The 26,324-nt window shown below is 37.3% G+C and carries 25 protein-coding genes, 11 pseudogenes and 1 other annotated feature; of the genes and pseudogenes, 6 read left to right on the forward strand and 30 right to left on the reverse strand.

Annotated elements, in window-relative coordinates:
* Window positions 1-4: 4 nt before the first annotated feature.
* The 6 genes from MST16_RS10600 to MST16_RS10625 form a co-directional block, all read right to left on the reverse strand.
* Entirely contained in the window at window positions 5-1,666 is a 1,662-nt protein-coding gene (locus MST16_RS10600; RefSeq protein ID WP_180007370.1) for an AMP-binding protein, read from the reverse strand.
* 78 nt (window positions 1,667-1,744) lie between these two features.
* Complete coding sequence (locus tag MST16_RS10605; protein WP_005090850.1) at window positions 1,745-2,299, reverse strand: septation protein IspZ; 555 nt, start codon at window positions 2,297-2,299, stop codon at window positions 1,745-1,747.
* Window positions 2,296-2,544: an acyl carrier protein gene (locus tag MST16_RS10610; RefSeq protein WP_180092549.1), complete on the reverse strand. Its 249-nt coding sequence runs from the start codon at window positions 2,542-2,544 to the stop codon at window positions 2,296-2,298. The genes MST16_RS10605 and MST16_RS10610 overlap by 4 nt, the downstream gene beginning before the upstream one ends.
* A 9-nt stretch (window positions 2,545-2,553) precedes the next feature.
* Window positions 2,554-2,814, reverse strand: a complete 261-nt coding sequence (locus MST16_RS10615) for a phosphopantetheine-binding protein (protein ID WP_005090854.1) — start codon at window positions 2,812-2,814, stop codon at window positions 2,554-2,556.
* Window positions 2,798-3,610: a 1-acyl-sn-glycerol-3-phosphate acyltransferase gene (locus MST16_RS10620; protein ID WP_005090856.1), complete on the reverse strand. Its 813-nt coding sequence runs from the start codon at window positions 3,608-3,610 to the stop codon at window positions 2,798-2,800. The genes MST16_RS10615 and MST16_RS10620 overlap by 17 nt, the downstream gene beginning before the upstream one ends.
* On the reverse strand, window positions 3,604-4,224 hold the full coding sequence (locus MST16_RS10625) for a beta-ketoacyl synthase chain length factor (RefSeq protein ID WP_180007391.1): 621 nt from the start codon (window positions 4,222-4,224) through the stop codon (window positions 3,604-3,606). Before MST16_RS10625 ends, MST16_RS10620 begins: the two co-directional genes overlap by 7 nt.
* A 244-nt stretch (window positions 4,225-4,468) precedes the next feature.
* Between MST16_RS10625 and MST16_RS10630 the strand changes: the two are divergent.
* Window positions 4,469-5,293, forward strand: a pseudogene (locus MST16_RS10630) (IS3 family transposase); the annotation flags it as partial.
* On the opposite strand, the pseudogene MST16_RS10635 reads toward MST16_RS10630, so the two are convergent.
* The 5 genes and pseudogenes from MST16_RS10635 to MST16_RS10655 form a co-directional block, all read right to left on the reverse strand.
* Window positions 5,292-5,669: pseudogene (locus tag MST16_RS10635) on the reverse strand (transposase); the annotation flags it as partial. The pseudogenes MST16_RS10630 and MST16_RS10635 overlap by 2 nt on opposite strands.
* 163 nt (window positions 5,670-5,832) lie before the next feature.
* Window positions 5,833-6,498 carry a flagellar biosynthesis protein gene (locus MST16_RS10640; RefSeq protein ID WP_180003145.1) on the reverse strand — a complete coding sequence of 222 codons (666 nt, stop codon included), beginning with the start codon at window positions 6,496-6,498 and terminating at the stop codon, window positions 5,833-5,835.
* 135 nt (window positions 6,499-6,633) lie between these two features.
* A pseudogene (locus MST16_RS10645) lies at window positions 6,634-7,119 on the reverse strand (IS3 family transposase); the annotation flags it as partial.
* A gap of 79 nt (window positions 7,120-7,198) precedes the next feature.
* Window positions 7,199-8,440, reverse strand: coding sequence for a group II intron reverse transcriptase/maturase (gene ltrA / locus MST16_RS10650; RefSeq protein ID WP_004826931.1), 1,242 nt, complete (start codon window positions 8,438-8,440; stop codon window positions 7,199-7,201).
* Between the two features lie 504 nt (window positions 8,441-8,944).
* Window positions 8,945-9,687, reverse strand: a pseudogene (locus MST16_RS10655) (IS3 family transposase); the annotation flags it as partial.
* Window positions 9,296-9,412, reverse strand: a sequence feature (AL1L pseudoknot). (Overlaps the previous pseudogene by 117 nt.)
* A gap of 76 nt (window positions 9,688-9,763) precedes the next feature.
* Between MST16_RS10655 and MST16_RS10660 the strand changes: the two are divergent.
* Window positions 9,764-10,570, forward strand: a pseudogene (locus tag MST16_RS10660) (IS5 family transposase); the annotation flags it as partial.
* 202 nt (window positions 10,571-10,772) lie between these two features.
* Here MST16_RS10660 and MST16_RS10665 read toward each other — a convergent pair.
* Complete coding sequence (locus MST16_RS10665; protein ID WP_257225816.1) at window positions 10,773-10,898, reverse strand: hypothetical protein; 126 nt, start codon at window positions 10,896-10,898, stop codon at window positions 10,773-10,775.
* Window positions 10,899-10,987: 89 nt separating this feature from the next.
* On the opposite strand from MST16_RS10665, the gene MST16_RS10670 reads away from it, so the two are divergent.
* Entirely contained in the window at window positions 10,988-11,383 is a 396-nt protein-coding gene (locus MST16_RS10670; protein ID WP_257245633.1) for a transposase family protein, read from the forward strand.
* The gene (locus MST16_RS10675) at window positions 11,331-11,801 is read left to right on the forward strand and encodes an IS5/IS1182 family transposase (protein ID WP_039254797.1); all 471 of its coding nucleotides are present in this window, start codon (window positions 11,331-11,333) and stop codon (window positions 11,799-11,801) included. The genes MST16_RS10670 and MST16_RS10675 overlap by 53 nt, the downstream gene beginning before the upstream one ends.
* 1 nt (window position 11,802) lies before the next feature.
* Here the strand turns inward: MST16_RS10675 and MST16_RS10680 are convergent, their stop codons facing one another.
* The 4 genes and pseudogenes from MST16_RS10680 to MST16_RS10695 form a co-directional block, all read right to left on the reverse strand.
* The gene (locus MST16_RS10680; RefSeq protein ID WP_180092766.1) at window positions 11,803-12,255 is read right to left on the reverse strand and encodes an SMI1/KNR4 family protein; all 453 of its coding nucleotides are present in this window, start codon (window positions 12,253-12,255) and stop codon (window positions 11,803-11,805) included.
* Window positions 12,227-12,745 (reverse strand): SMI1/KNR4 family protein, encoded by a 519-nt coding sequence (locus MST16_RS10685; RefSeq protein ID WP_180092763.1) that lies wholly within the window; start codon window positions 12,743-12,745, stop codon window positions 12,227-12,229. The genes MST16_RS10680 and MST16_RS10685 overlap by 29 nt, the downstream gene beginning before the upstream one ends.
* A 16-nt stretch (window positions 12,746-12,761) precedes the next feature.
* A pseudogene (locus MST16_RS10690) lies at window positions 12,762-13,592 on the reverse strand (RHS repeat domain-containing protein); the annotation flags it as partial.
* A gap of 50 nt (window positions 13,593-13,642) precedes the next feature.
* Window positions 13,643-14,149 carry a hypothetical protein gene (locus MST16_RS10695; protein ID WP_180136595.1) on the reverse strand — a complete coding sequence of 169 codons (507 nt, stop codon included), beginning with the start codon at window positions 14,147-14,149 and terminating at the stop codon, window positions 13,643-13,645.
* A gap of 104 nt (window positions 14,150-14,253) precedes the next feature.
* Between MST16_RS10695 and MST16_RS10700 the strand changes: the two genes are divergently transcribed.
* Window positions 14,254-15,186, forward strand: coding sequence for an IS5 family transposase (locus MST16_RS10700; protein ID WP_180092644.1), 933 nt, complete (start codon window positions 14,254-14,256; stop codon window positions 15,184-15,186).
* Between the two features lie 67 nt (window positions 15,187-15,253).
* Here the strand turns inward: MST16_RS10700 and MST16_RS10705 are convergent, their stop codons facing one another.
* From MST16_RS10705 to MST16_RS10725, 5 genes and pseudogenes are all read right to left on the reverse strand, one after another.
* Window positions 15,254-15,595 carry a hypothetical protein gene (locus MST16_RS10705; RefSeq protein WP_180092647.1) on the reverse strand — a complete coding sequence of 114 codons (342 nt, stop codon included), beginning with the start codon at window positions 15,593-15,595 and terminating at the stop codon, window positions 15,254-15,256.
* Window positions 15,592-15,879, reverse strand: a complete 288-nt coding sequence (locus tag MST16_RS10710; protein WP_306669537.1) for an HNH/endonuclease VII fold putative polymorphic toxin — start codon at window positions 15,877-15,879, stop codon at window positions 15,592-15,594. The genes MST16_RS10705 and MST16_RS10710 overlap by 4 nt, the downstream gene beginning before the upstream one ends.
* A 60-nt stretch (window positions 15,880-15,939) precedes the next feature.
* A pseudogene (locus MST16_RS10715) lies at window positions 15,940-16,314 on the reverse strand (RHS repeat domain-containing protein); the annotation flags it as partial.
* A gap of 102 nt (window positions 16,315-16,416) precedes the next feature.
* Window positions 16,417-16,914, reverse strand: a complete 498-nt coding sequence (locus MST16_RS10720) for a hypothetical protein (RefSeq protein ID WP_180064263.1) — start codon at window positions 16,912-16,914, stop codon at window positions 16,417-16,419.
* A complete protein-coding gene (locus MST16_RS10725) occupies window positions 16,915-17,301 on the reverse strand; it encodes a hypothetical protein (protein WP_180092653.1) in 387 nt (128 codons plus the stop codon).
* 121 nt (window positions 17,302-17,422) lie between these two features.
* Here MST16_RS10725 and MST16_RS10730 point away from each other — a divergent pair.
* Window positions 17,423-17,581, forward strand: a pseudogene (locus MST16_RS10730) (integrase); the annotation flags it as partial.
* Between the two features lie 181 nt (window positions 17,582-17,762).
* On the opposite strand, the gene MST16_RS10735 reads toward MST16_RS10730, so the two are convergent.
* From MST16_RS10735 to MST16_RS10775, 9 genes and pseudogenes are all read right to left on the reverse strand, one after another.
* Window positions 17,763-18,695 carry an IS5 family transposase gene (locus tag MST16_RS10735; protein ID WP_180092656.1) on the reverse strand — a complete coding sequence of 311 codons (933 nt, stop codon included), beginning with the start codon at window positions 18,693-18,695 and terminating at the stop codon, window positions 17,763-17,765.
* A 531-nt stretch (window positions 18,696-19,226) separates the two neighbouring features.
* Window positions 19,227-19,505 carry a hypothetical protein gene (locus MST16_RS10740; RefSeq protein WP_180036263.1) on the reverse strand — a complete coding sequence of 93 codons (279 nt, stop codon included), beginning with the start codon at window positions 19,503-19,505 and terminating at the stop codon, window positions 19,227-19,229.
* A 666-nt stretch (window positions 19,506-20,171) separates the two neighbouring features.
* Window positions 20,172-20,564 (reverse strand): annotated as a pseudogene (locus MST16_RS10745) (RHS repeat domain-containing protein); the annotation flags it as partial.
* Between the two features lie 41 nt (window positions 20,565-20,605).
* Window positions 20,606-21,112 (reverse strand): hypothetical protein, encoded by a 507-nt coding sequence (locus MST16_RS10750; RefSeq protein ID WP_180136596.1) that lies wholly within the window; start codon window positions 21,110-21,112, stop codon window positions 20,606-20,608.
* A 10-nt stretch (window positions 21,113-21,122) separates the two neighbouring features.
* Window positions 21,123-21,926: pseudogene (locus MST16_RS10755) on the reverse strand (RHS repeat-associated core domain-containing protein); the annotation flags it as partial.
* A 37-nt stretch (window positions 21,927-21,963) separates the two neighbouring features.
* Window positions 21,964-22,419: a hypothetical protein gene (locus tag MST16_RS10760; RefSeq protein WP_180092387.1), complete on the reverse strand. Its 456-nt coding sequence runs from the start codon at window positions 22,417-22,419 to the stop codon at window positions 21,964-21,966.
* A gap of 1 nt (window position 22,420) precedes the next feature.
* A pseudogene (locus tag MST16_RS10765) lies at window positions 22,421-25,024 on the reverse strand (RHS repeat-associated core domain-containing protein); the annotation flags it as partial.
* A gap of 21 nt (window positions 25,025-25,045) precedes the next feature.
* A complete protein-coding gene (locus MST16_RS10770; RefSeq protein WP_180092384.1) occupies window positions 25,046-25,561 on the reverse strand; it encodes a hypothetical protein in 516 nt (171 codons plus the stop codon).
* Window positions 25,561-26,322, reverse strand: a complete 762-nt coding sequence (locus MST16_RS10775; protein ID WP_180092382.1) for a hypothetical protein — start codon at window positions 26,320-26,322, stop codon at window positions 25,561-25,563. Before MST16_RS10775 ends, MST16_RS10770 begins: the two co-directional genes overlap by 1 nt.
* Between the last annotated feature and the right edge of the window lie 2 nt (window positions 26,323-26,324).

A 26,324-nucleotide genomic window follows, 5' to 3' on the forward strand; every position in this document is an offset into this window, starting at 1 on the left:
CGGCTTAAACGTCTACAGGGACAGCAAACAGCAAACGTCCTGATGCCAATATTTTGTCATGATTTTTCAGCTCAAAACTGATCTTATGTGCTTTACGGCTGAGCACCAGTTCCAGCGTTTGATAGGGTTGGATCAGTCCTTGAAATTTTAACTGCTCAAAACCATTGCACCACAGTAAATCTGCCCAGTTTTGTTTGGCAAAATGTTGAATAAATCCAATTTGCCCTACGCCCGGATAAATCGGGAAGTTCGGAAAATGCCCTTTAAAGCATTCCAGCTCAGGCACAAACTCCAAAGCATAAGTGATCTGCATATCCTGTGACTGCTGTGTCAATACCACAGGCAGAGTCATCGGCTGAAAGAGTGATTTTAAATACTGTTTGTTCAGCTTCGATTGTGCATTTTGTGGCATTTGCGTTAAAAACCGCCACTGCCGCGGAATCGCGATACTTTCCAATTTCAGTTGTAAGTGTTTTTTCAGCTGTGCGGTAAAGGCAGCTTTACCCTTTTCAATGAGCAGCGCCCTTGCATCATCCGTTAACACTGCCACCACCGCCAACATCTGACGCTGTTCTTTTTCATGAATTAAAACATGGCACTGCTGTATTTCTGCCAACTCAGCGATTTTTGCTTCAATCGCATCGAGACTTAACCGCTTTTCTTCGAGTTTGACAATGCGGTCCAAACGCCCCAACAACTGAAACGAACTTTTGGGATTATCTGCATCCATAACCTGCACTTTATCTCCCGTCAGAATCCAATCCTCGCTATAGGCATGGTTGGTTTTAACGGCTAACTCTTGCTGCTCGGCGCAGTTAATTTCGACATTGGCAAAGGGTGTCCATAGTGCATCATCCGCCTGACGGTGAGCAATCCCGCCTGTTTCAGAACTACCAAACACTTCAGTAATCGGACGGTTCAGCAAAGGACGCACGCCTGCATCCAACTTTCCACCAGAGGAATAGACCCGATGGCAGTCTTGCAACACTACATCTGTGGTCCAGCGCTTCAACAATGCAGGACTTGAAATCAGGTAATTGGGCAGTTGCAGATGGGCAATTTTCTTTTGAAGATCGACCACATCTTCAGGGAAAGCCTGTTGTTTTTGATAGAAACTGCGTCCACTGGCTAAGGGCCACAACAACTTAAACAACAAACCATAAATATGTTGATGACTCACCGTGGCAATCGCAACTGCCCGCTCAGGCAAATCAAAACTGGCTTCCAAACCACAGACTTCATTGAACAATTGTTGCAAGGTGCGCGGAATCTTTTTCGGCTGCCCTGTTGAACCCGAAGTATAGAAATACAGCTGTGCCTGATTGAGAAAGGCAGCATCAAATTGAAGCTCAAAGGTTGACGCGGCTGTCGACGGCAAACGTTTTAAAAAATAAATCTGCTGTTCAGCCAATTCTTTTTCTAAGTCGCTGACCCGATGCGGCGGCAACAGCACTTGCTTAGCTGCTTGCAAGGCTGCAAACAACAATACCAAAAACTCATAACTGTCTTGTTCCCAAAGCGCCCATACTGGCTGTTCCAACTGCTGAATTTGCGTAGCCTGCTCAGCTACATCCAACCAAAAAGTGTGAAAGGACACAAAACTTGAGTCCGCCTGAATACACAAGGGACGCGATGAATGGAGATGGTGTTGAAAATGACAAGACATAAAATTTGTTTTTAAAAACCGTATTTCTAATCGCTATAGTTCGAGGCCACTGTTTCAGTTGCCCTGACGGAAATGCTGTTATTTCTGTGCCTGATGCAGTCGTTGCTGGCGTTTACGCAACACAAACTCACCCAGTAACAGTCCACCCATCAAGACATAAGAGATCAAGCCGTTATACATCACCCAAATTTTCATCGGTGCAAAGAAAACAGTGATCAGGGCAATGACCGCATTGATGCAAAAAAAACCACACCAAACTTTGGTCACTTGACGGGTCCATTCGACTCCTTCTTCTGGCAGATTAGGCTCTGCCAAACGTGCAAAACGCTCAATCATTGAAGGCGGTCGAATCAAGGTGCTGGCAAAAATAAACAGCGCCCCAAGACTCATAAAGACAGGATAGAGTTTAAGCCACGCATGATCTTTTAAAATCAAACTCAGCCCGCCACATAAAATGGCAAAACCTGTCAATGGCCACAGCAGGGCATTGCCCTTACTCAAGAGACGTAAAATGCCCAGTACAATCAATACCGCACTGACCCAGACATACTGTCCATGTGCCAAAGCATAAGCGACAAAAAAAGGATAGAGGATCAAACCGATCCCTGCTACCCCTTTTAAGATGTTGTTCATGCAACTGACATATTCTGAATCACGACCACCACATCTTGAATGGTGCGCACATTTTTAAAATCTTCAGGGTTGACTTGTTTGCCTGTCAACTCTTTAATTTTTACCACCAAATCAATGGCATCAATACTGTCAACATCGAGGTCTAAAGCTAGGTTTGACTCTAATTGCACATCTTCAGGCGCAATTTCAAACAACTCTTCCATCCATTCACGTAATTTTTCTAACACGGTTTCTTGTGCAAGCATAGCAACCTCTTATGCTGTTTTCTGTGCTTCAACCAAAGCCACTAAGCTTTGAATTGATTTAAAATGTTCTTTGGTTTCTGCAGACTCTGCATTCAAATGAATGCCATAACGTTTTTTCAATGCCAAGCCTAATTCAAGGGCATCAATCGAGTCCAAACCTAGACCATCGCCAAACAAAGGCGCGTCTGTATCAATGTCTTCAATACTGATGTCTTCAAGGGCAAGGACATCAATAATCATTTGCTTTAATTCATCAGCAAGATTCGTCATTTAGGGATAACTCTTGGTTAAAAAACCATTGTAATTGTTGATTTAATTGACGTACATTTTTTGGATTAACCGTTACGTCATCCAATACGTCTTCCACTTGGATCGCATCCAAGACTTTTACATGGATATGAAAAGGCTGTTCTGGAATGTGATACCATTTTTCGTTTTTGGTGAGTGTCGAGGGCGTACAGCTAATTAGCACAGGCCGAATCGGTACCCCTGCCCTTAGTGCAATATTGGCTGCGCCGCGCTGAAACTCGTTCAACTGCTCACCTTTTGCTGTTCTTGTTCCCTCAGGAAAGATCAACAAGGACGCGGCATGATCCTGCTGCAATTTGTGTACACAGTCCTGAATAAATTGTTCAGAACCCGCATTTAAAATATAGCCCGCACTTTGCACAGGACCTTTGGTAAATGGATTTGACCACAGTGCCTGCTTAACGACACAGTTTGCTTGCTCCATTAAACCAATTAAAACCACCACGTCAATCAGTGTCGGATGATTGGCAATCACCAACTCCTGTTGACTGTTTTTTAATTTCTCTAAACCTTCAACCGTATAAGTCATAATGCCCAGTTTCACCATCATTTCGGTGAAACCTTTAAAACTGTGTTTAATCACCTTTTGAGTGCGCTGTTTTCGGACATCCAGATCAGACGAACTCAGCTTAACCAGAGGGGCAACCAAACCGCCAATCGCCACACCGCCTAAGCCAAAGCTGGCAAAGCTAAATCCTGTCGCCCCAACCCGCCATGCATAGTTGGCTTTTTGCTTGATTCGATTTAATTTCAGCATTTCGTCCACGCTTCAGATTCAGTTTGCTCAGGATTAGTCCAAAACGTGTTAAATGCTAAAGCTTGCTGATAGGCTGGCGTTGCATTCGTATGCTTTGGCATCAATATCAAATTTGCAGGCGCTAATGAAATCATCGCTGCCATCGCAAAAGCAGAAAATGGCTGATGCTCGATATACATTTCAGGCAAGGCTTCATCATAATACACCAGCAAAACCTGACAGGCTTCTGGCCTTGTTTTTAACCATGCATAAGCTTCAATCAACCCATCATTCCACGAACCTGCCAAACTGGTCGCAGGTGTCGCATCCTGACATAAAATAGAATATAAGCCTGAAATTGCATTATGTACCGAGGTTGAAAATTGAGTCGGTGAAGGCGTTTGCCCTCTCAAGACATCTTCTAATATATTCAGCGTTTTGGCTTCATCACCATATTGCGACACCCAAACAATATAATCGACTTTGTGTGTATTTAAAGTCTGTATTGCACTATTCATAGCCAGCTTTGCTAGGCGCGATAAGCGCCGGCGTTGCATCGCAGGAATGTGTTGTATAGCTGATAACACTTGATCAATCGAACTTAGATTTAAGTGGGACACGTGGAGTTGCATCATCATGATCAGTAATTAAAAAATTGACAATTATCAGGTGTGTAATTATAACACCGAGTTAAATTTTTCACAAAAAATAACAAAACCATGTTGTTTTCAAAAATAAAACTGTGAAATCCATTCAATTATCAATTGCTGTATGCTGAAAAAACAGGAGGTTTTAACTTGGTAAACTATACATACTCATCAGGAGTTTACCATGAGCTAGAAACACAAGACGTATACGGTAGAACTTAAATCTGAAGCCATCAAAGCATTAGAAGCCAATCAAGGCAATGTATCCGAAACAGTTAGAGAACTCGGCATTTCCATGCAGACCCTTTCGCATTGGAACAATAAGGCAAAGGCAGGGACTTTAGCTGGTACTAAACAGTATTCACCTGACCTAAACGCTTTGCTCGAAGAAAATAAGCAACTTAAACAAACAGCTTAAATCCGCTGAAATGGAACGTAAATTTCTAAAAAAGGCAGCAGCGTACTTTGCCAAAGTACGTCAGTAAGGTACGCCTATATGAAATCGCAAAAACACTGATTGCCGATTATTTTGATGGCACGATTACTTCATGTATTAGTTTCACACTTTTATAATTGGCTAAAACGAGGTGTGAATAAACGATTAGTTCAGCGAAATCAACAAACAAATTTGGTCAAAATAGCGCACAAATAAACGAAACAGAGCTATGACTATATTCGCTTAACCAAGCATTTACAGGCTCAGGTCGTAAAAATTAGTACATATGCAGTATGTCAGATAAAAAAGTTAAATCAGCTGCATTGTAAGTACCACAAACGTTTCAAAAGAACGACGAACAGTGACCATAACTGAGCGATCTATCCAAATTTGCTTGAGCAACAATTCTCAATGATTAAACCAAACCAAGCGTGATTGAGTGATATTACGTATATATGGACGACTGAAGGCTTGTTGTACTTAATAGTTGTAAAAGACGTTTACACGAAACAAGTGGTTGGCTACAGCTTAAATGAGCGTATGACAGCCAAGCTTGTTTGTGATGCATCGAATATGGCTATTCACAATCAAAAACCAGCTAAGGACCTCATTGTACATTCACAAACTTCATGCCTGTAGAGTCTACGAGTAGATGAAGCCCATCACTGTTTTTCTGATAACTAATTGCAATATCAATATGCTTTTGTCTTCTACAAAGCATACTGTAATCTGGTGCTGTCCAATCCGCAAAGTTTAATTAAGTTTTGAACAAAGCCAGTAACCCTGTGTAAAGTGAGTCTAAATAGAGATTTGATCATCAAATACATTGAATCGCTATGTCGGAGTAAGTTTTACTTAGACCTTATTTGCCTTGCGGTTCTGCATGCCATTGTGTTTTTGGATCGAACCAAATGTCAATATTCCCACGATTAAAGAGTGCTTGGTTATATGCTGACCAATTGGTTGTGCGGTAGATTTTGTATGTAAGCTTCTTCATTTGAAAATTATATTGCTGAAAAAGCCTTTACAGATAGGTTTGTGCAACAAAGCCTATGTGAAGTTGAATGTAGACTGGGAAATCTAACAGATAGATAAAATGATAAAGCTCTTCTAAAAGAGCTTTATTCTAAGAGTCTATAATTTGGATCTAAAATGATTTATTAGGGGGTAACTCTAGGCAAAGATAAAATTAATTTAGCTTCATAGTCATTCAAAACATTATCAATATTTTCAATCCATTTTGTACCATTGGCTACCTGTGCTGATCTAACAACTTTGCTGTAAACGTGAATAGGTTCAGCTGGCGATTTCTTCGTATTGAAGATATCGGTATCAATTTCAGAATGGATTTTAATAGATGCAAATCCTGGCTGGAACCAAGACCAGAATTTATTAATTTTAATATTCAAAACTAGGTCTGCATTCGCCCGATTGGCAGCATTATCTTCAAGAACTTCATAGCCTGATTTCTTAAGTGCTAGAGTTGTACGTTTCTTTAATAATTCAGAAACCGTTTCTTTCTCTAAAAGAATATCACCTAAAGCTTTTCCATAACCGTTACGCTTTCGAGCTACAGCTTTTGCTTTTTCTTCAGCCGTAGCCTTTGCTAAACCACCTTTTAAAGATGGGATATCAGCAGTTGGTGGTTTATCTTGAAAAGACCTTTCATCTTCAACAAGTGCAATAATCACTTTTTTAGAATTACTGGCCTCTTGTGTAGAAACTTGATTAGAGGTTGGAACTTGGATAAGTCCACGAGATGTTGCACATCCTGAAAGTGTAGTGATTAACAACCCAAAAGTTAGTATAAGAAAAAAATGTTTCACAAAAATCCCTCAATATTTATATAGTTAGGTAAAACTTCATAAATATAAAGAAATAGCGCAAAGATTGAAAGATAATTATTCGTATTAGTGGGAAAGTGAACCGTACCGGGTTTGTCGGAGATTTTTTTATTTAAGTTAGGCCACCTGACCTAACGGGTTAATCTTATCATAGTACCTTGCTTCAAACTCAAAAGGCGATACATAACCCAGTGCACTGTGTACACGCTCTTTATTGAACCAATCTACCCAGTTTAGTGTCGCAAGTTGTACATCTGCTAAACCTTGCCAATCTGCTTTTAAATATTCAATCACCTCTGTTTTGTATAAGCCATTCACCGTTTCAGCCAGAGCATTATCGTATGAATCACCAGTTGTACCGACTGATGCTCGTAAATTTGCAGCTTCTAAACGATTGGTATAGCGAATAGAAAGATATTGAACACCTCTATCGGAATGATGAATCACATTCTTTGGCATGCCTCGATCGTGCAAGGCTTGCTCTAATGCATCGAGCACCATATCTGTATTCATCCGTGTCGATACTTTCCATCCAACAATTGCTCGTGAGAACACATCAATAATAAAGGCGGTATAGACCCAGCCTGAATGAGTTTGAATATACGGGTGAGTAGACCAAGGGAATTTCACCCTTAGCCCCTCGCAGAACCGGACATGAACCTCTCAGCTCATCCGGCTCCCATTATCCAACCGATGGTAAACATCCCATTTTCCAGTGCACAAAGGCATTTGGAAAATCACGCGCAAGTCGCCCTAAGGCATATCTAGCCCGTCTTTTATGACGGGCCAAGTTTTTATACTTACGCCTCATCCAGCGTATAAGATAAGCATTCATGTGTTGCCAGATCGCTGACATTGCTGAACCATGGAATCGACCATAGTATTGCTGCCAACCTTGAAGAATTGGATTGAATATTGCAGATAAATCACTTAATTCGCGATTACACATCAGATGTAGATGCCATTTCCGAATAGTCTGTCGCATTGCTTTAAGTGCATCACGACTGACTGCAGGAGAGAAATTTACATAAACTCTTTTATACTTGTCCACAGCCTTACGGGGCCTAAACGTGTACCCGAGAAAAGTAAATTGAACATCGGGATATGCTTTACGACGATTAATATCTTGGCAATAAACAATCTTTGTCTTGTCTGGATGCAATTCGAGACCACATTCACGAAATCGTGCATCGATCTTTTGTAAAACAAGTTTGGCTTGAGATAAACTCCGACAATGAATTACGCCATCATCTGCATAACGGCAGAACCGTACACTTTGAAGATGTTTCGTAATCCACATATCAAAAGCATAATGCATAAATAAATTCGCCAATAAAGGACTCACAACACCACCTTGTGGTGTGCCGCGATTCCTTTCTAAAAGATGGCCATTTATGTGTTGCATTGGTGCTTTTAACCAACGTTGCACATATAAAAGAATCCATGGAATTTCACAGTGTTTCTTGAGTGCACGCATTAGTAAATCATGGTCGATGTTATCAAAGAGACCTTTGATATCAAATTCCACAACCCAGTCATAATCCCAACTTCGTCTCCTCACTATCGCAATTGCATCATGGGCAGAACGCCCCGGACGATATCCATATGAGTTTGGATGAAATAATGGATCAATTTTCGGCTCTAATAAGAGCTTAACTGCTGTTTGCGCGACTCGATCTGCAACTGTTGGAATACCTAGTATACGCACGCCACCTGACTTCTTTGGAATCGGAACAGCCTTAACTGGCGGTGGAAAATAACTGCCAGAACAAAGTCGATTCCATAGTTTGTATAGGTTGTTCTTTAAATGCTTTTCGAATTGCTCAATAGATTCATGATCAACGCCTGGAGCGCCACCATTCTCTTTGACTTTTTTAAATGCCTCCCAGATTAACGCTTTAGGAATATTAAATGGTTTGGTCATAAAGTTTTGCTCCTCCTGCTTGCACAGTTGACAAATCCGTAGACCTGGATAATGCAACCCCTTCGCTCCATTACCATTACAGTAACTTCAACACTACTACGAGTTGCTCCGCCCCTTGGTGACGCATTGCTATTATCAGCCTTGCCTTTTGAGCTTGTGCCTTTCGCTTGACATCGCCACCGAAGGTTCCCGCAGTTCAACGTAAGAGCCTGAATTAGGATCGCGCTGCCTCTACGCCGGACACCGAATGGCCCGTAAGCAGGTAACGGCCAAACTAATCGCGGGGTAACTTCCATCCCCGGTTTTGATGTCATTTGAGTACTTTCGACACTTGAACGGCAGTTCACTGTTGTTCGCCTTCCTAATTCTTACCTGACATCTCTACGATGCCTTTTCCATAACGCTCACGACCGGGACTTTTGATCCAAGCCGCTTATGGTGGTTTGCTACCTGCTCCTGCAAGCCGATAGCGAGGGGCCATACCCTCATCTCTTACGCCGCTTGCTGCGGCACACTAAAGTCACTCACCCACAGTTGGTCAGGATGATCAGCATTAAAATTACGTTTCACTAAATCATCTGCCCGTTTTTGGTCATCTCGGTTACGGGTGGTTTGTTTATTCTTACCACGCCAAACACCTTGTATACCTAGCTTTTGCATCAATCGAGCAACTGTACAACGTGCAATCACATAGCCTTCACGTTTCAGTTGTTGCCAGACCTTACGCACACCGTATCGACCTGAACTTTCTTTCCAAATTCGCTTAATCTCCTCAGCATGCTGCAAGTCATGTAAATCTCGTTTCGCTCGATGTTCTGGATTTACTGTGAGATCTAAAGTCCGGTAATAGGTAGAAGCTGAGATCTGTAAAATCCTACAAATCGCCTCAACACCATATAACGCCTTATTGTTATGGATGAAATCCACCATTATTTGTGTGGGCGGTCGAGCTCCGCCTGGGCGAAAAAAGCGGCTGCTTTACGTAGAATTTCATTGGCACGCTTTAATTCTTTAATTTCTCGTTCCATTTGTTTCATTTTTTCTTGATCAGATATCTGTTGTACTTTAATAGGATTTTGCTGATCTAAATGCTTTTGATGCCAGGCACGAAGTGTTTCAGGAGTACAACCAATCTTAGGCGCAATTGCTGTGATTGCAGCCCAAGTAGAAGGATAATCTTTTTCAGATTCAATCAATAATTGAACCGCTCTTTCTCTGATTTCAGGGGTATATTTTAATTTTGTCATCGGGATAGTCTCTCAGAATATTGACTCTCCGACAAACCCGGTACGGTTCAATGATGCCAAGTTAAATTATCTGGGGAATCGAACTTACTTCGATAAGGCTATTCAATGTTGCTTGATGATCAAATCTTTATTTAAATTATATTTGCGAATGGTCACAGGCTTTGTCCAAAGTCTGATTAAGCTTTGTGGATTAGATTGGATAGCGCCAGATTACTCCACACTGTGCAGAAGACAAAGGCATAACGATATTGCAATTGGCTATCAAAAAAGTAGTGGTGGTCTCCATCTACTCGTAGACTCTACTGGCCTAAAGTTTTTAGGTGAAGGTGAATGGGAGCATAAAAAACATGGACCTGAATAGCGTCGCCAATGGCGTAAGCTTCATATTGGTATCAATGCTGAAACCCTTCAAATACGTGCCGTTCAGCTTACGACAAATAATGTCAGTGATTCACAGTTACTGGAAGATTTACTTGTTTAAATCCCTTTAGATGAACAAATCGATTCTGCCTATACAGATGGAGCTTATGAAACCAAGCAATGCCGTCAGGTCATTGCAGATCGGCAAGCGCATGCAGTGATTCCGCCAAGAAAAAATGCGAAACCTTGGAAAGATACAAAAGCTCATACTTAGGAGAGAAAGGAATTACTTCGAACGGTTAATCTTGCGAAGCAGTGCTTCTCAGGCAGGACACTATGGAAAAAATGGTCAGGCTATCATCGCCGAAGTTTGGTCGAAACCAAGATGCATTGCATGAAATTATTAGGCGATAAACTGAATGCTAGAAAGTTTGACAGTCAAGTCAACGAAATTCATGCACGTGTGGCGGTGTTAAATAAATTTACGGAATTAGGCCAACCTCATACCCAAATTGTCACTTAAATTTGAGTAGATATGGGAAATCTGAATTTTTAAATCTTTGTGCAACAAAGCTCTTTAAATCTCCCAAGTGGAAGTATCCTGTTATTTCAGAAAACTTCACATAGCAATAGTCAGCAGTTTATGGTTATTTCGACTTTTGATCATTGAAACATAAATATCATCTACAAAATTGAAGTCACTTTATATCGATATATTTATCAAATCAGTCATGTAATTTATCTAAAAAATCATCAAATGACGATGCTATTTTTTTTAAAGAGTTCTCTTTATCATGAAAATATATATAAACACCACCATAATCATTAGAATCATCATCAACATTTAACATAATAGATCTCTTTCATAAATCAAAAAACGATCTTATTTTTGGTTAATATTTGCACTCCGGATTTCTTAGCATTCGTGCATAATCTGCGGATGAAATACATCGATTCAAACAAGCTTTCTGATCCTCAGTTCAAGCGATACACAGGCATCTCATGGTCAACTTTCTATTTGATGGTTGAGCAATTGAAGAAACATGTCCCTGCCAAAGGCAGACCGCCCAAGTTAAGCCTGGAAGACCAGGTTCTGCTCTGTCTAAGCTATTGGCGGGAATACCGAACCTTATTTCACGTTGCGACGAGCTACGGGGTTTCAGAGCCCACAGCCTCAAGAATTGTCCATCATGTTGAAGACTGCCTGATTCGGTCCAATCTCTTTAATTTACCCAAAGATTTACCCGAGGGCGAAGGCATCGATTGGAATGTTGTGATCGTGGATGCCACAGAAATTCCAATCCAAAGGCCTAAAAAAACAGAAGAAAAGCTATAGCGGCAAGAAAAAGACCCACACTTTCAAAGTACAGGCCATCATTCATTATCAAACTCAAAAAATCCTGAGTTTATGTACGAGTCGTGGTGCCGTACATGATTTCGAACTCTTCAAACGTAACTTGAATCAGATTCCTGCAGGTGCATTTATCCTTGCGGATAAGGGTTATCAGGGAATTTATACAGTGTATCCAAATAGCTTGTTGCCATTAAAAGCAAAGAAGCGCTGTAAACTGGATTCCGAACTAAAAATCTATAATCAGGAAATCAATAAAAGAAGAATTGGAATTGAGCATGTATTTGGCAGTTTGAAAACCTTCAAAATTCTTGCTGAGCGATATCGCAATCGAGGCAAAAGACTAGCATTGAGATTCAATCTAATTGCTGGAATTTATAACTTAGAGCTGAGTGAAAAATGACTTATGAAAGAAATCTAATAAAATCACCATTTACAGTATACGCAATAGCATAATAGTACTTAGGGAATGATATTAGTTCTCCACTATTATTATGTTTTAATGTATATGAGACTACTTTTGAATTTAATGTAAAAAAGTTTTGTATTACTCGATTATTTTTTGGAGAAATATCAAATGTATCTTTTGAAGGGCTACCACCATTTGTTGTTAGTAAAAATTTTTTGTATTCAATTGGAAAGTTAATACCAGACTCTCCCTCAAATTGATTGAGCATAACATCATTAACTTCTGAGGGTTTCTTATACTCTTCCAATAGCATTTTTTTTAATCTTTTATCATAATTAATTCCAATTAATGACAATGATTGAAGCTGTTGTTCACTTTTTGAAATTTTTTCAAATTTAATATTTTTATAAATCATTAGCTTAAAAGTATTTAAATGGATATAATTCATATAATCCTTTTTTTATTGAATTTATTTGATTAATGAGTTTTTTTTGATTTTCATGAGATATATTTTCTTCTCGGTCCAATTCGCTTTCTAGCTCTCTAAATAAAAAAGCCATTTTCACAAAATCGGTAAAATCAATATTAATTTTTTGAAATTGACTTATATCCGCATAGTCTCCTTGATTGTGATCATAGAACGATATCCCTCCTTTAACTTTATCAATAAACCACTCATCACCTTGACCTGTACGACCAATCATCCAAAAATTTTCACTAATAAAAGGGTTGATTTCCTCAACATATTTATTTTCTTTAATTGCTTCTTCATATCCAAATATTATTATATCCGCTGTAAATTCTGTAGTTTGAAATTCACTTAAAAAACTTAAATAAAAATCGTCATTTACAGTTATTTTATTAAAATTTTTTAACGCGCTTTTACGTTGAATAAAAATTTCTTTTATTTCATCAATTTCAAATACTTTATCGAACATTTACAACTCTTTATAATTAACTGCAGCAACACAAATTGGCACCTTTGACGGCTGTGGCATTATGCTTACTAATTCTTTCATTTCTAGCTAGTCTTCTCAAAGTCTGTTCAAGCATCTTTTTAGACTCTGCTTTACTCAAATTCATAGCTTCTACTTGATTCAATATTCCTCCCCATGTTTTATTCCAATTTTGCCCTGTCCTAGACCCATTAGTATGTATTCCTGGAGTTTTAGTATGTTTCTCTTTTGGCAAATTATAGTAATACTGTAGATTATTTACATCAATACCAGCTAACTCTTTGAATTTTTCTGCATATTCCTCTGGGAAACCGTGATGAATATCAGAATTTGTATGTTTGCATCCTACATAATTCTTCCAATTTCTTTGTAAAGTTCTAGTGGGTGTTTTAGCCAATCCTAAAGCATCTGTCCATTGTATTGGATTTGGAGCATAGGCATAAATATTATACCCACCACTTAATCCTACAGGATCTTTACTTACAAACCTTCCCACACAAGGTGAGTAATAACGGTTGTAATGCAATCCTGTTTCTTGGTCGAAATACTGTCCTTGAAAACGGATGTTATTGCTAATGATTTCAGAATTTTCAAAGAAACTCGATTTCGCTTTTTCAGCCTCACCACTTCGAGCATAGCTCTCGTCTTGCGCTCGTGCACAGCGTTGCTTTGCTGACACGAGCTCACCCCACGCTTTATACTCAGCTTTCCAAATAATCGAACCTGTATGGTCAGTCATTTCTTGTGGTGTGCCTAAATGGTCACAGTGATAGAATCATACATCATCAAAGCCTTTGCTTTGTTTTGTGGTTTTCCACAATGGACCACGATGTACACTATCGGTGTTTATCTGATAAACCAGCGGCTTGAATGAAATTATCATTTAAAATCTAAAAACTGCATTTCTAACTTATTTTCTTCTACTAATTTTACAAATTTTTCAGTAACCATATAAATGTATGGTTTAGATTTATCTTTTAAGATAAAAGTTGAATCTATGTTCTTAGTTTCTATTATTTTTTCATCATCATCTAATATATTCACAGTATTTTTGATATATAACGCATAAATATCTACCTCAGTATTATTAACTAAACATCTAAAGAAATCACATTCTGAAGCTAATTCATCTTTCAACTTTTCATAAAAATTTTTCGAAAATAATAAAATACCTGAAGCAGAATAATAAAAGTCAGCATTTAGTATTTCATCTAAATTACCTTCAAAGTCATTATCATATGTCATATTGATTCTAGGATTCTTTAGAAATCCTGTGCTACTATCATTAAACTTAAAATAGTCAATAACTTTGTCTTGATTTCCTTTTAAGTAAAAAGAAAAATCTCGATTTATATGTTCGGATGGATAAATTGTGTAAAAATTCATAATTTTAGTCCTATTTCTTTTTCACATGATTAAACTTACTTCATTTTCATGGCTTTGTTGCACAAACCTATCTGTAAAGGCTTTTTCAGCGATATAATTTTCAAATGAAGAAGCCTACACACAAAATCTATCGCACAACCAATTGGCCCGCATATAACCGAGCACTCATGAGTCGCGGAAATATTGCCATTTGGTTTGACACTAAGACCCAGTGGTATGCACAATCACAAGACAAACATGGACGAAATCAAACTTACTCCGATACTGCTATTCAATGCTGCTTAATGATTAAATCCTTATTCCTTCTATCTTTACGTATGGTCACTGGCTTTGTGCAAAGTCTGATTAAACTTTGTGGATTAAATTGGACCGCACCAGATTACAGTACGCTTTGCAGAAGACAAAAACATATTGATATTGCGATTAGTTATCAAAAAAGCAGTGGTGGGCTTAACTTGCTGGTAGACTCTACCGGTCTAAAGTTTTTAGGTGAAGGTGAATGGAAAAGGAAGAAACATCAGCCTGAATATCGTCGTCAATGGCGTAAATTACATATTGGTATAGATGCTAAAACTCTCCAAATACGTGCAGTTCAGCTTACAACTAACAATGTAAGTGATTCACAGGTACTTGGTGATTTACTCGATCAAATTTCCTTAGATGAACAAATCGATTCTGTTTATACAGATAGTGCTTATGACACAAAACGATGCCGTCAGGTCATTGCAGATCGGCAAGCGCATGCGGTGATTCCACCTAGAAAAAATGCGAAACCATGGAAAGATACAAAGAGTAGCTCGCGAGAGCGAAATGAATTACTTCGAACAGTTACACGTTTAGGCAGGACATTATGGAAAAAATGGTCCGGCTATCATTGCCGAAGTTTGGTCGAAACTAAGATGCATTGCATCAAATTATTGGGGGATAAACTCAGTGCAAGAAAATTTGATAGCCAAGTCAATGAAATTCATGCACGTGTAGCAGTCCTCAACAGATTTACGGAATTAGGTCGACCACTTACCCAAGTTACGCCTTAAATTTGGCTCAATTAGGGGGCTTTGTATTTCAAATCTTTGTGCAACAAAGCCGTATTTAAATACTAAATTAAAATGTTCCTTCTTTAATTTTTTTAATTGATTCTACTCTACCCCATTCATATTTAAATTGTATAGTACCTAAATTTAAAGTATGTATTTCAAAATAATCATTTAATATTTTATTGTCTTTAACAATATTATTTAATGATATATTCTTAATCAATAAATCATCAACTCCAATAAAACTAATATCAACAAATATGGATTCAATCCCACCTTCAAATTTAAACTTAATTTCTAAAGTAGGATCATTGTTTGTAATCATTATCTTGTAAATTTCTACATTATTACAGTCTAAAGAATATTTATTAAGTGCCATCGGGTTTAATAAATTTATTTGCTCAATCATTTCCGATTCCTACAGTCAAAATAATAATGATCATCCATTCCTTCAACATTACCAGTTCTTGTATTGTCTGGTGGTCTAACATTGTGGTGAGAAGGCTGATTACCAGTCCCATCTGCTTCGCCAAAATCATGACCTGCTGAATGATCTTGAATTATAAAAATTTTTCCGTTTGCGCTATAAGTCATTTCTCGCGTCATAATTGGCATATTTTTATCATTAAGAATTCTTTTACCATTTTTATCAGTTAAAGGTACCATTTTTTGACTAATAGGTTGTTGACTCATTGGAATTCCCAATTTGCGTCTTATCTCACGAAGACTTTCCCTACGATATTTCTGGCATGTTAACCCATTTGGATCAACCCAACTCGTTGGATTTGGTACATATGCATAATTATTACTCCCACTAGACAATCCAATCGGGTCTTTACTTACAAACCGCCCCACAAAAGGCGAGTAATAGCGGTAACGGTTATAGTGTAAACCTGTCTCTTGATCGAAATACTGACCTTGAAAACGAATGTTGTTTGAAATAATTTCAGAATTTTCAAAGAAACTCGATTTAGCCTTTTCAGCCTTACATTCACCCCAAGCCTTATATTCAGCTTTCCAAATGATTGCACCTGTATGGTCACTCATTTCTTGTGCTGTGCCTAAGTGATCACAATGATAGAACCATACATCATCAAAGCCTTTGCTCTGTTTTGTGGTTTTCGATAGCAAATTTTGGCGTACGTTATATGAATTATTAAAATAAAAATAAGCTCAATGAAGCTATCATTGAGCTTTGTATAATTTGAAATAGCGTACTGATTTTAAATTTTATTGATTAGAAAAAACTACAATTTTCCCTTCAGGTAGATGACCATCCCATCCACACGGAAAACCACTATTTAAATATATTTCTAAAATTTCTTTCCAGATTGTAGGAAAATAGTCATTTGCATAACATTGAAATATTATACCTATATCTCTATACATCAACTCTACTATCAGACAAGCTTCACCCATTATCCATTTTTCTTTAGCTCCGTTAAATTCTTGATTTTCAAATCCAAAATAATTTTTTTGTTTTAGTTTATATTTAATCTGATCGTTCCATTCAAAGCTTTCTGGAAAAATATCGGGGGTATCAGTCACAGTTTCCCATTCATCAAAATCATCAAAACTGTCATTAGTCGCATAATCTATTCCTAAATTAGCATCAAAAATAATCTTGTAATCTTTTTCAGTACTAAACTTAGTATTATAAAAATTACCTTTTTCCAAAAAAGATATAAATTCAGCTGCACTTTCTACTACTTGATCCCAAGTCTTCATTTATTTTCCTCTCACGTGGTTTCTAACCGTATTCATCCAATCTTTTTCAACACCACCAGTACCATTAGGGTATGCATTGCCATACATTGTTTGCCCTCCTGCTTGCAATTGTTTTTTTAATGCCCCCTGAACCACAGCTAATTTCTTACACCTACCGACATTTGGTTTAAATCTTGCTGCAACTTTCATAGCGCCAATAGCAGCTTCGTTATATCCAGAATGATATCCAAAGTGTGTAGTTTTTCCAAAACCTCCCCCAGTTTTAAGTGGAACATTTGCATCTTTAGGTAAAGCAATTAATTTATTTACATTATGCACATCAAAATTTTTACACAATTTATTAACATCTCGTAATGAATCTGTGCTTTTTGGAATTATGTAGTGCACCTGATACCCTTCAGGTATTAGTGTTTTAGTTCTTATCAATTGGGACAATATTGAACTTAACAATCGAATTGTAATGGCTGCACTAACACGCAACCGTGCAGAAAAGGGACCAATTCCAAGTAATTTTGCTGCTGATAAAACCGATTACCCACGTAAAATCTATGAGAATGCACTCGTACATAAACTACCAGATGAGGTAGAAGCTGCTGACTTACGTGGAGCATATTTTGAAAAACGAAAAGGCTTAATGGCTGATTGGGCAGAATTTTGTAATGAATAAGATTTAAATGACATAAAATCAATAATTCTGCCTAAAATTGCTGAAGCATGAGTATATTCATTTGATTAGATAATAAAAAAACACAAAATAATTTATTGGCGCTGCTTGTGCAACAGAGCCAATTTATAACGGCTTTGTTGCACAAAGATTTGAAATACAAAGCCCCCTAATTGAGCCAAATTTAAGGCGTAACTTGGGTAAGTGGTCGACCTAATTCCGTAAATCTGTTGAGGACTGCTACACGTGCATGAATTTCATTCACCTGACTAGAAAAGCTTCTTGCCATTAATTTATCACCTAATAATTTGATGCAATGCATCTTGGTTTCCACCAAACTGCGGCGATGATAGCCGGACCATTTTTTCCATAATGTCCTGCCTAAACGTTTAACTGTTCGAAGTAATTCATTTCGCGCTAGCGAGCTGATCTTTGTATCTTTCCATGGTTTCGCATTTTTTCTAGGTGGAATCACCGCATGCGCTTGCCGATCTGCAATGACCTGACGGCATTGCTTGGTGTCATAAGCTCCATCGGTATAAACAGAGTCAATCTGCTCATCTTGTGGAATCTGATCGAGTAAATCACCAAGCACTTGTGAATCACTCACATTATTTGTAGTGAGTTGAATGGCGCGTATTTGAAGGGTTTCAGCATCTATACCAATATGAAGTTTACGCCATTGGCGACGATATTCAGGTCCATGTTTCTTGCGCTTCCATTCGCCCTCACCTAGAAACTTCATGCCTGTAGAGTCTATGAGTAGATGCAGCCCATCGCTACTTTTTTGGTAGCTGATTACAATATCAATATGCTTTTGTCTTCTACAAAGCGTGGTGTAATCTGGAGCTATCCAATTTAATCCGCAAAGTTTAATCAGACTTTGCACAAAGCCAGTAACCATACGTAAAGACAGACGAAATAAGGATTTAATCATTAAGCAGCATTGGATGGCTGCGTCGGAGTAGGTTTGATTTCGCCCTTGTTTGCCTTTTGATGGCGCATACCATTGCGTAGCAGAATCAAACCAAATGGCAATATTTCTGCGACTCATGAGTGCTCGGTTATATGCGGGCCAATTGGTTGTGCGGTAGATTTTGTATGTAGGCTTCTTCATTTGAAAATTATATCGCTGAAAAAGCCCTCAAGAACAGCTTTGTGCAACAAAGCCATTCAGCTCTGTTTTTTCTCTTTTCGGTTTTCCATATCGGGTCTTTATAAAATTGAATAAGGTTCTGTTTGGAAACGTGAATAGTCTGAGGTTTCAATCTACTTAATAAAACCTGCATAGCCTGTTTGAAAAAATGGTAAAACTATTTGGTTCAAAAAATAATGCTTGGTGTAACTTGTATGCTGTAAGTTCTCTTGTATTTTATTATTGCTTTGAGTGTAATGTTGCGACTCGAAAATCGTCAAATCACTATCCCAACCAAATAATGTCAGGCTGTGTTCCACTTAATTTTGATTAACTATTTGACTTTGTTCAGATATTCGTCTTCCAAATATATCATAACCATAAATGGTGATTTGACTATTGTGATCACTTTGGATTAAGCGATTAAGGTTTCTGCTTATTTGGCTGGTTTCAATCACATTTTTTTGGTAAATTTAATACACATATTTTTCAAACACCTACACCTAAAATATTTTAAAAGTCTTCGTTTTTTTTATCTGGAAACAAATATTCAATTATAAGAAAAATTACTGAAACTACAATACCTATCGTTTGAGTTATTAAAAAGAAAAACATTAGATCATTAAAAGGCATTATATAATCATCATTAAAATAATTATAAATAACGGCTAAAAAAAATCCTGTCAACCCCAGTAAAACCCCCTTTATAAAACAAAACAAATAGGGATGATTATCTGCTTTCAGATTAGATATAAATGTACCTAACACAATTTCAATAATTATATTGAACATATAAAAGTACTTCCTTTATTATTTACTGTACTGTGGTTCATCTAACTTTAGACTCGGATTCTCTTTAATAGGCTTTGTTGTAATAGATTTTACTGCTGTTTGACCATAAAATATTCTTTTTCCAATAGTATTTGTAGTATTTTTATAGAAATTCATAGCTGTAACATATTCTACTCCATTTGCTTTTGCAAGATTTGCGCCAACTCCTCCTGCTAATGCTCCCACACCAGCTACACCAAGAGTTCGCTTATAATTATAGGCATTGCATTTACATCTAACACTATCAAATGTTTGAAAACCACCGTCTACTGCAGCAGAACCAACAGCACCCATTATTGGTGCCTTTGCACCTGCTCCAAAACCGCCACTAATTACTGTAACTCCATATGGTAAAGTAGCGGCGGCAGCTCCAACTGTACCTACATTTCTCATTCCTTGCTGATTTCTTAAAACATTTGCATCTTGCTTATTTTTCGCAACACTTGACATAGTTCCTGGCAATAATGCACCCAATATTCCAGTACTTGGTCTATTTTGTTGTTTGGATCTTGCATCTTTTATTTTTGAAACTTGCCAAGCAGCTTTTTGTTGAGCGAATCTTTCAGCTGCATGCTTTTCAACTAACGCATTATTCGCAGCAACTTTTTCCCTTTCCCCTTGTGCCATCAACCCCATCGAATCGACCCATTGATTCGGATCGCTCACATAAATTGAATTATTTAACCCACCAAACAACCCAATCGGATCTTTACTCACATACCTTGCACTATGTGGCTCATAATAACGATATCGGTTATAATGCAATCCAGTTTCATGGTCATAATATTGACCTTGGAAACGGATGTTGTTTGAAATAATTTCTGAATTTTCAAAGAAATTCGATTTAATTTTTTCAACCTTACACTCACCCCAAGCCCTATATTCTGCTTTCCAAATGATCGAACCAGTATGGTCTGTCATTTCTTGTGGTGTGCCTAAATGGTCACAGTGATAGAATCATACATCATCAAAGCCTTTGCTTTGTTTTGTGGTTTTCCACAATGGATCACGATGTACACTATCGGTGTTTATCTGATAAACCAGCGGCTTGAATGAAATTATCATTTAAAATCTAAAAACTGCATTTCTAACTTATTTTCTTCTACTAATTTTACAAATTTTTCAGTAACCATATAAATGTATGGTTTAGATTTATCTTTTAAGATAAAAGTTGAATCTATGTTCTTAGTTTCTATTATTTTTTCATCATCATCTAATATATTCACAGTATTTTTGATATATAACGCATAAATATCTACCTCAGTATTATTAACTAAACATCTAAAGAAATCACATTCTGAAGCTAATTCATCTTTCAACTTTTCATAAAAATTTTTCGAAAATAATAAAATACCTGAAGCAGAATAATAAAAGTCAGCATTTAGTATTTCATCTAAATTACCTTCAAAGTCATTATCATATGTCATATTGATTCTAGGATTCTTTAGAAATCCTGTGCTACTATCATTAAACTTAAAATAGTCAACAACTTTATCTTGATTTCCTTTTAAGTAAAAAGAAAAATCTCGATTTACATGTTCGGATGGATAAATTGTGTAAAAATTCATAATTTTAGTCCTATTTCTTTTTCAAAGGTAATGCGCAAGTATAAATACCATTTTTCGTCCCTGCTCTCAATTCTCTTTGTAAATTTAACACTTCACTTTGATATTTTCTATAATCCCAATTTTGCCCACGGGATCTTGCTTGTATTGCATCCAGTTTTCTTTCAACTTTTCTATTATATTCTGCATGCTCTGAAGTCCAACCTCGATGTAAACCAAGCTTTTCATTTTTATCAATTCCTTCACATACAGGCATGTACATAAGGTTAGACGATCCATTAATATTCATTCCTGATTTAGCAAAAATTTCATGGTCTTTCAAAGAATAAGGGATAATATGTTGGCGCTGATATCCTTGTTTTGTTGGCATGTGCTTATCGCCTGGCATGCGATTTTGTTTTCCTCTCGTACCATAAAGACCGTAAGGATCAACCCATCCATTAGGATCTGATACATAAACAAAAGTATTAAACCCACCTAACAACCCAATCGGATCTTTACTTACATATCTCCCCACATAAGGCGAGTAATAGCGATAACGGTTGTAGTGAAGTCCTGTTTCTAAATCGAAATACTGACCTTGAAAACGAATGTTGTTTGAAATAATTTCTGAATTTTCAAAGAAATTCGATTTAGCCTTTTCAGCCTTACATTCACCCCAAGCCTTATACTCAGCTTTCCAAATGATCGAACCTGTATGGTCAGTCATTTCTTGTGGTGTACCTAAATGGTCACAATGGTAGAACCATACATCATCAAAGCCTTTGCTTTGTTTCGCAGTTTTCCATAATGGGGCACGATGTACGCTATATGGTTTTCTGACCAATCAGTAAACCGAAGTAAAAGTATTATAATTAATTAATGGGTCTTTCCCAAATTGCAAAACCTTGCCATCCTCCTGTAATAATTTTTTTCGTATCAAAACAATATAATAAATAATCCTCATTATCTAAAAAATTTGATTTTTTAATAATTAAATCAAAAAAATTAAAATCAAATAAAATAGTATTTTTCTTATTATAAAATAAAAAAAACAGTTTATTATTATCAGTAAACCACTTTAAATCATCCAATGCTTTTTCAATATCAGTATAGTTTCTATACTTTTCACTTATTTTCAAGTCATTATTAAAATGAATTACTTTATTTTCATTTTTAGAAATATAATTCTCCCAAATTGATTCGCTAGGTATAACGTCAAAAAATTGAATAGAATGTAAAATATCTTTATCAACATTAGATGATTTTAAATCTTGATAGATTATATACAATCGCTCTTTAGATAGATTATATAATTCTTCTTTATTCATTTTATTCACCTTTTCTTAATGGAGGTACTGCACCTTTACTATCAAAGAAAATATGCCCCTTTCCACAATTGTTTGCACTCTTAGCTTTTTTACTAAAATCTTTCCATTTTAAATGATCTAAATTGTTATGCGGTGCGTTATTAGTCGTCGCTTCTGAAGGGTGAACTTCATACCCTTTAGTATATCCAACTTCAGTATATCTAGGCATCTTGTTCATGTTTCCACGGGCATCAGAAAGTAGTTTTTTTGCATCATCAATATCACTCACTAAGAAATTTGTATTACCACCATTTTTCATAGATTGAACCGCTTGCATCCATTGTTTTGTACCTGGCTTTATTAAAGTTAAGCCTTGTGCAGAAGATTTTAAAGTATTCGTCAAACTGCAGACAACACCAGTAGGTTCCGAACTCTGCTGTGGTTTTGGCTTTTTAGGTGCTAATCCAAGTGCATCAACCCAAGTAATTGGATTTATTGAATATGCATAAATATTCATCCCACCAGACAATCCAATCGGATCTTTACTTACAAACCTTCCCACATAAGGCGAATAATACCGATAACGGTTGTAATGCAATCCTGTTTCCTGATCGAAATACTGACCTTGAAAACGAATGTTGTTTGAAATAATTTCTGAATTTTCAAAGAAATTCGATTTAGCCTTTTCAGCCTTACATTCACCCCAAGCCTTATACTCAGCTTTCCAAATGATCGAACCTGTATGGTCAGTCATTTCTTGTGGTGTACCTAAATGGTCACAATGGTAGAACCATACATCATCAAAGCCTTTACTTTGCTTCGTAGTTCTCCACAATGGATCACGATGCACGTTATACGGCTTGTCTGACCAATCAGGCGTTTGGTGTAACTCTATTGGGCTTTGATAGACCGCTTGTAGCATAGGTACAAAACTGTCTTTTTCGTAAATGTAATGTTTGGTGGCGTGTTCCGTTGACTCATAAGCCAGTGTGTCACCATCCCATCCGTAGATGATGTTATGTTCATCCCCCGTATGATGGTGCTTACTACGTTTTTGAATACGGCGACCTAATGCATCATAACGATACTCTGCAGTATATTGGCTGTTTCGGCTTTTGATCATTCGCCCATACACATCCCACTCAAGGTTTAAATCACCTTGCGTAGATTTTTGTCGAATGAGTTGCCCGTATGCATCATATTGGTATTGTTGGTCGAGATATTCTTTCACCACGTTATTGACTAGACGGTTGTAGCCAAAGCCTTTTTCTTCTGCTTGTTGTTGGTGGCTTTGAGCTTTGTCATCATTGTAACGATCTATGATGTTACTAGCAGGGTCAAAGTTAAAGGTCTCTTTACCCAGTTTACTGCTTGCTTCAAGTAAACGTCCTACAGGATCGTATTTGTAGGCAATGTTGCCACGACGGGTATCTTTGATGGCTGTCAGTTCACCCGTTTTGTCGTATTGATACAGCCGTTGTACCAATTGACGGGTCTGTTGCAGTGCATTGTTCTGTCTTTTGTTTTTTTCTCTGTACTGGCTTTGGTAGCCATTGTCATGTTCATTGAGCATGATTTGGCTGTGTAAGCGTCCCGCAAGATCAAATTGTTGTTCTTGGCTGATTCCATTCGCGTAGTGTCGTACAACTTCACGGTGTAGGTCATCTCGTTCAAAGCTGACTAAATCTTGTCCATTGACAATCAGGCTTTGTACGTGACCTGTACCGTAGGTGAGCCAATCAATATTTTGTCCGTCAGGGCGGATGGTTTTGATTCGGTCATTGATTTCATCGTAGCTGTGTTTCCATACCGCTGTTGTGTTGCTCTTATAATCCTGTTGGTGTTCTTTGATCACATTACCCGCAGCATCGTAGAACCATTGTAGGTTACTTTCTGCATTCTTGGCATGCAGAATACGTCCCATGTAATCGTAAGCAAATTCTTCAGTCTGTTTCTCTTCTAGTTCTAAGCCACAGTGCCCATAGCCTGCGGTACGTTGTTCCAAACGTCCCATACTGTCAAAGATGAATTGTTGAATTCGGTCTTTCGGTGCTGCACGGTCTTTTAAATCTTGTCCATAAGCTGACGCAACCTCGATACTTGTGGTGAGCCGACCATTTAACTCATCATAATGATAAATTGTTTCTTTGCCATCGAAATCGATTTCCTTAATTAAACGACCGCCAGCATCGTAAACAAATTCGTAACTTGCGCCATTTTCATTCGTCAATCGTTTTAGACGTCCTAAACGATCCCATTGATATTTTAACGTATGGTTTAATGCATCGATGCGTTTGGTTATTAAACCTGCTGCATCGTATTCATAGCGTGTCTGCTGTTGCTTAGCATCAACGTGAGCAAGTAACCGTCCTTCAGCATCATGGACAAAATGTTCTTCAGTCCCATCAGCATGTTTGATTTTTTCAAGCTGACCAAAGGCATTTAAAGGTAAGCCTTTGATGATTGACTCACGCTTCTCAGCACTAAATTCTGTATAGAAATATTCGACTTTTTGTTTTAGCGCATTTTCTACGGATTTAACACGCCCACGTTCATCGTATTGCCATTTTGTTTCTTTGCCTGAACAATCAGTATAGCTGAGTAAATTACCTTGTGCATCATATTTAAATTTTTCAATCCAACTTTATTATATTGAATTCAATCTACTAAAATCATTTTCATATTTTAATTCAAATTCATTAATTATTTGGTCTAATTGTTCCAATTGTATTTTATCGTCCAAAAATTTTGAGATAAATCCTATTGCCGAATCTAATGATTTTGAATGACGCAAATCAACCATTAATGATAACTCTATAAAATTATCTTCACCATTTTCAGTCTCAAGAGCTGTATTTCCAGCTCCAACCAAAAAATATGGGTAATCAAATTCTTCTTCATAATTCCCCATATGAAAAATAGTTAGAATTTTTTTTTCGTAATAATTGTATAATTTTATGGCAGGGTTTGAGACTTCATGATCTGTATCAAAATTTATATAAGAATCGTAATAAGTCCAATCCTTAAAATGACTAATTTCCTTTAGAACATTTATCCAAAAATAATTCGCTAATACATACTGATTAATATCATTGTTCCAAGACAAAAATGGGTAAAGTGGGTGCTGTTGCAATAATTCAATTCTTGACTTTAATATATTCATTAGAGTGTACCAGGTCCCATAAGTTGACCTTTATGAACTGTTAAATCAATTCTGCGAGAGGCAGCCTTTTTTAAAGCTTTATTTGCACCAAAAGCTTTAGTTCCATTAAAATAACAACTTATTTCATATTTACTATAAATTCCTGTTGTTTTATTTTGTTCTAAAATTTTTAAGATATTTGCATGTGCTTTATCAGCACCTTTTTGAAAATCTTTTCCTCTATCACCTTTAACCAAACCAAGCTCTGGATTTAGGTCAATCCCATTCTCGCCTTGAGCAAACAAAGCTAATCGAACAGCATTAGCTGCTGCAGTTGCAAATACAAACCCAGGTGGGGTTGGTAAATCCCAGCGAGATATTGCTGGTGTTACTACAAGCATTCCTGTTTCTTCCTGTGCTTGAATATTACCACGATGGCTTTCATCCTTACATTTTTTATTACTTGGAGTTCCGCCTACTGTATCAGTACATGTATCTGCTTTCTCCTTTACCTTTGGTTCAGCTTTAGTTTTAGAACCCATAAATATGCCAACTTTATCTTGATCTAATCCAACATCTGGTTGACCCAAAACACCTGGAATTTTATCAGAATCGACGCCTAAACTTTGAGTTGAAAAAATTGCTGTAACAGCAACACCCGCAACACGTAATAATCCTGCCCCACCGACTTTCATTCCATCGCCCATTTTAGAAGCGATTTCTGTAACTTTAGAGCCAATTTCTGCTGTCGTTATTGATGGAGCCGTTGCTACTATACCCATGA

Source organism: Acinetobacter sp. YH16040_T (genome assembly GCF_024605785.1).
Lineage (GTDB): Bacteria > Pseudomonadota > Gammaproteobacteria > Pseudomonadales > Moraxellaceae > Acinetobacter > Acinetobacter amyesii.

What these genes read in the sequence shown, in the direction of transcription:
- MST16_RS10615 (WP_005090854.1), bottom strand. Translation starts at nt 2,814, where the DNA reads ATGACGAATCTTGCTGATGAATTAAAGCAAATGATTATTGATGTCCTT.
- MST16_RS10750 (WP_180136596.1), bottom strand. Translation starts at nt 21,112, where the DNA reads ATGAATTTTTACACAATTTATCCATCCGAACATGTAAATCGAGATTTT.
- MST16_RS10600 (WP_180007370.1), bottom strand. Translation starts at nt 1,666, where the DNA reads ATGTCTTGTCATTTTCAACACCATCTCCATTCATCGCGTCCCTTGTGT.
- MST16_RS10710 (WP_306669537.1), bottom strand. Translation starts at nt 15,879, where the DNA reads ATGAGTCAACAACCTATTAGTCAAAAAATGGTACCTTTAACTGATAAA.
- MST16_RS10740 (WP_180036263.1), bottom strand. Translation starts at nt 19,505, where the DNA reads ATGTTCAATATAATTATTGAAATTGTGTTAGGTACATTTATATCTAAT.
- MST16_RS10625 (WP_180007391.1), bottom strand. Translation starts at nt 4,224, where the DNA reads ATGATGCAACTCCACGTGTCCCACTTAAATCTAAGTTCGATTGATCAA.
- MST16_RS10610 (WP_180092549.1), bottom strand. Translation starts at nt 2,544, where the DNA reads ATGCTTGCACAAGAAACCGTGTTAGAAAAATTACGTGAATGGATGGAA.
- MST16_RS10735 (WP_180092656.1), bottom strand. Translation starts at nt 18,695, where the DNA reads ATGAAGAAGCCTACATACAAAATCTACCGCACAACCAATTGGCCCGCA.
- MST16_RS10695 (WP_180136595.1), bottom strand. Translation starts at nt 14,149, where the DNA reads ATGAATTTTTACACAATTTATCCATCCGAACATATAAATCGAGATTTT.
- MST16_RS10700 (WP_180092644.1), top strand. Translation starts at nt 14,254, where the DNA reads ATGAAGAAGCCTACACACAAAATCTATCGCACAACCAATTGGCCCGCA.
- MST16_RS10685 (WP_180092763.1), bottom strand. Translation starts at nt 12,745, where the DNA reads ATGTTCGATAAAGTATTTGAAATTGATGAAATAAAAGAAATTTTTATT.
- MST16_RS10675 (WP_039254797.1), top strand. Translation starts at nt 11,331, where the DNA reads ATGCCACAGAAATTCCAATCCAAAGGCCTAAAAAAACAGAAGAAAAGC.
- MST16_RS10605 (WP_005090850.1), bottom strand. Translation starts at nt 2,299, where the DNA reads ATGAACAACATCTTAAAAGGGGTAGCAGGGATCGGTTTGATCCTCTAT.
- MST16_RS10665 (WP_257225816.1), bottom strand. Translation starts at nt 10,898, where the DNA reads ATGTTAAATGTTGATGATGATTCTAATGATTATGGTGGTGTTTATATA.
- MST16_RS10775 (WP_180092382.1), bottom strand. Translation starts at nt 26,322, where the DNA reads ATGGGTATAGTAGCAACGGCTCCATCAATAACGACAGCAGAAATTGGC.
- ltrA (WP_004826931.1), bottom strand. Translation starts at nt 8,440, where the DNA reads ATGACCAAACCATTTAATATTCCTAAAGCGTTAATCTGGGAGGCATTT.
- MST16_RS10770 (WP_180092384.1), bottom strand. Translation starts at nt 25,561, where the DNA reads ATGAATATATTAAAGTCAAGAATTGAATTATTGCAACAGCACCCACTT.
- MST16_RS10620 (WP_005090856.1), bottom strand. Translation starts at nt 3,610, where the DNA reads ATGCTGAAATTAAATCGAATCAAGCAAAAAGCCAACTATGCATGGCGG.
- MST16_RS10720 (WP_180064263.1), bottom strand. Translation starts at nt 16,914, where the DNA reads ATGAAGACTTGGGATCAAGTAGTAGAAAGTGCAGCTGAATTTATATCT.
- MST16_RS10705 (WP_180092647.1), bottom strand. Translation starts at nt 15,595, where the DNA reads ATGATTGAGCAAATAAATTTATTAAACCCGATGGCACTTAATAAATAT.
- MST16_RS10760 (WP_180092387.1), bottom strand. Translation starts at nt 22,419, where the DNA reads ATGAATAAAGAAGAATTATATAATCTATCTAAAGAGCGATTGTATATA.
- MST16_RS10680 (WP_180092766.1), bottom strand. Translation starts at nt 12,255, where the DNA reads ATGAATTATATCCATTTAAATACTTTTAAGCTAATGATTTATAAAAAT.
- MST16_RS10670 (WP_257245633.1), top strand. Translation starts at nt 10,988, where the DNA reads ATGAAATACATCGATTCAAACAAGCTTTCTGATCCTCAGTTCAAGCGA.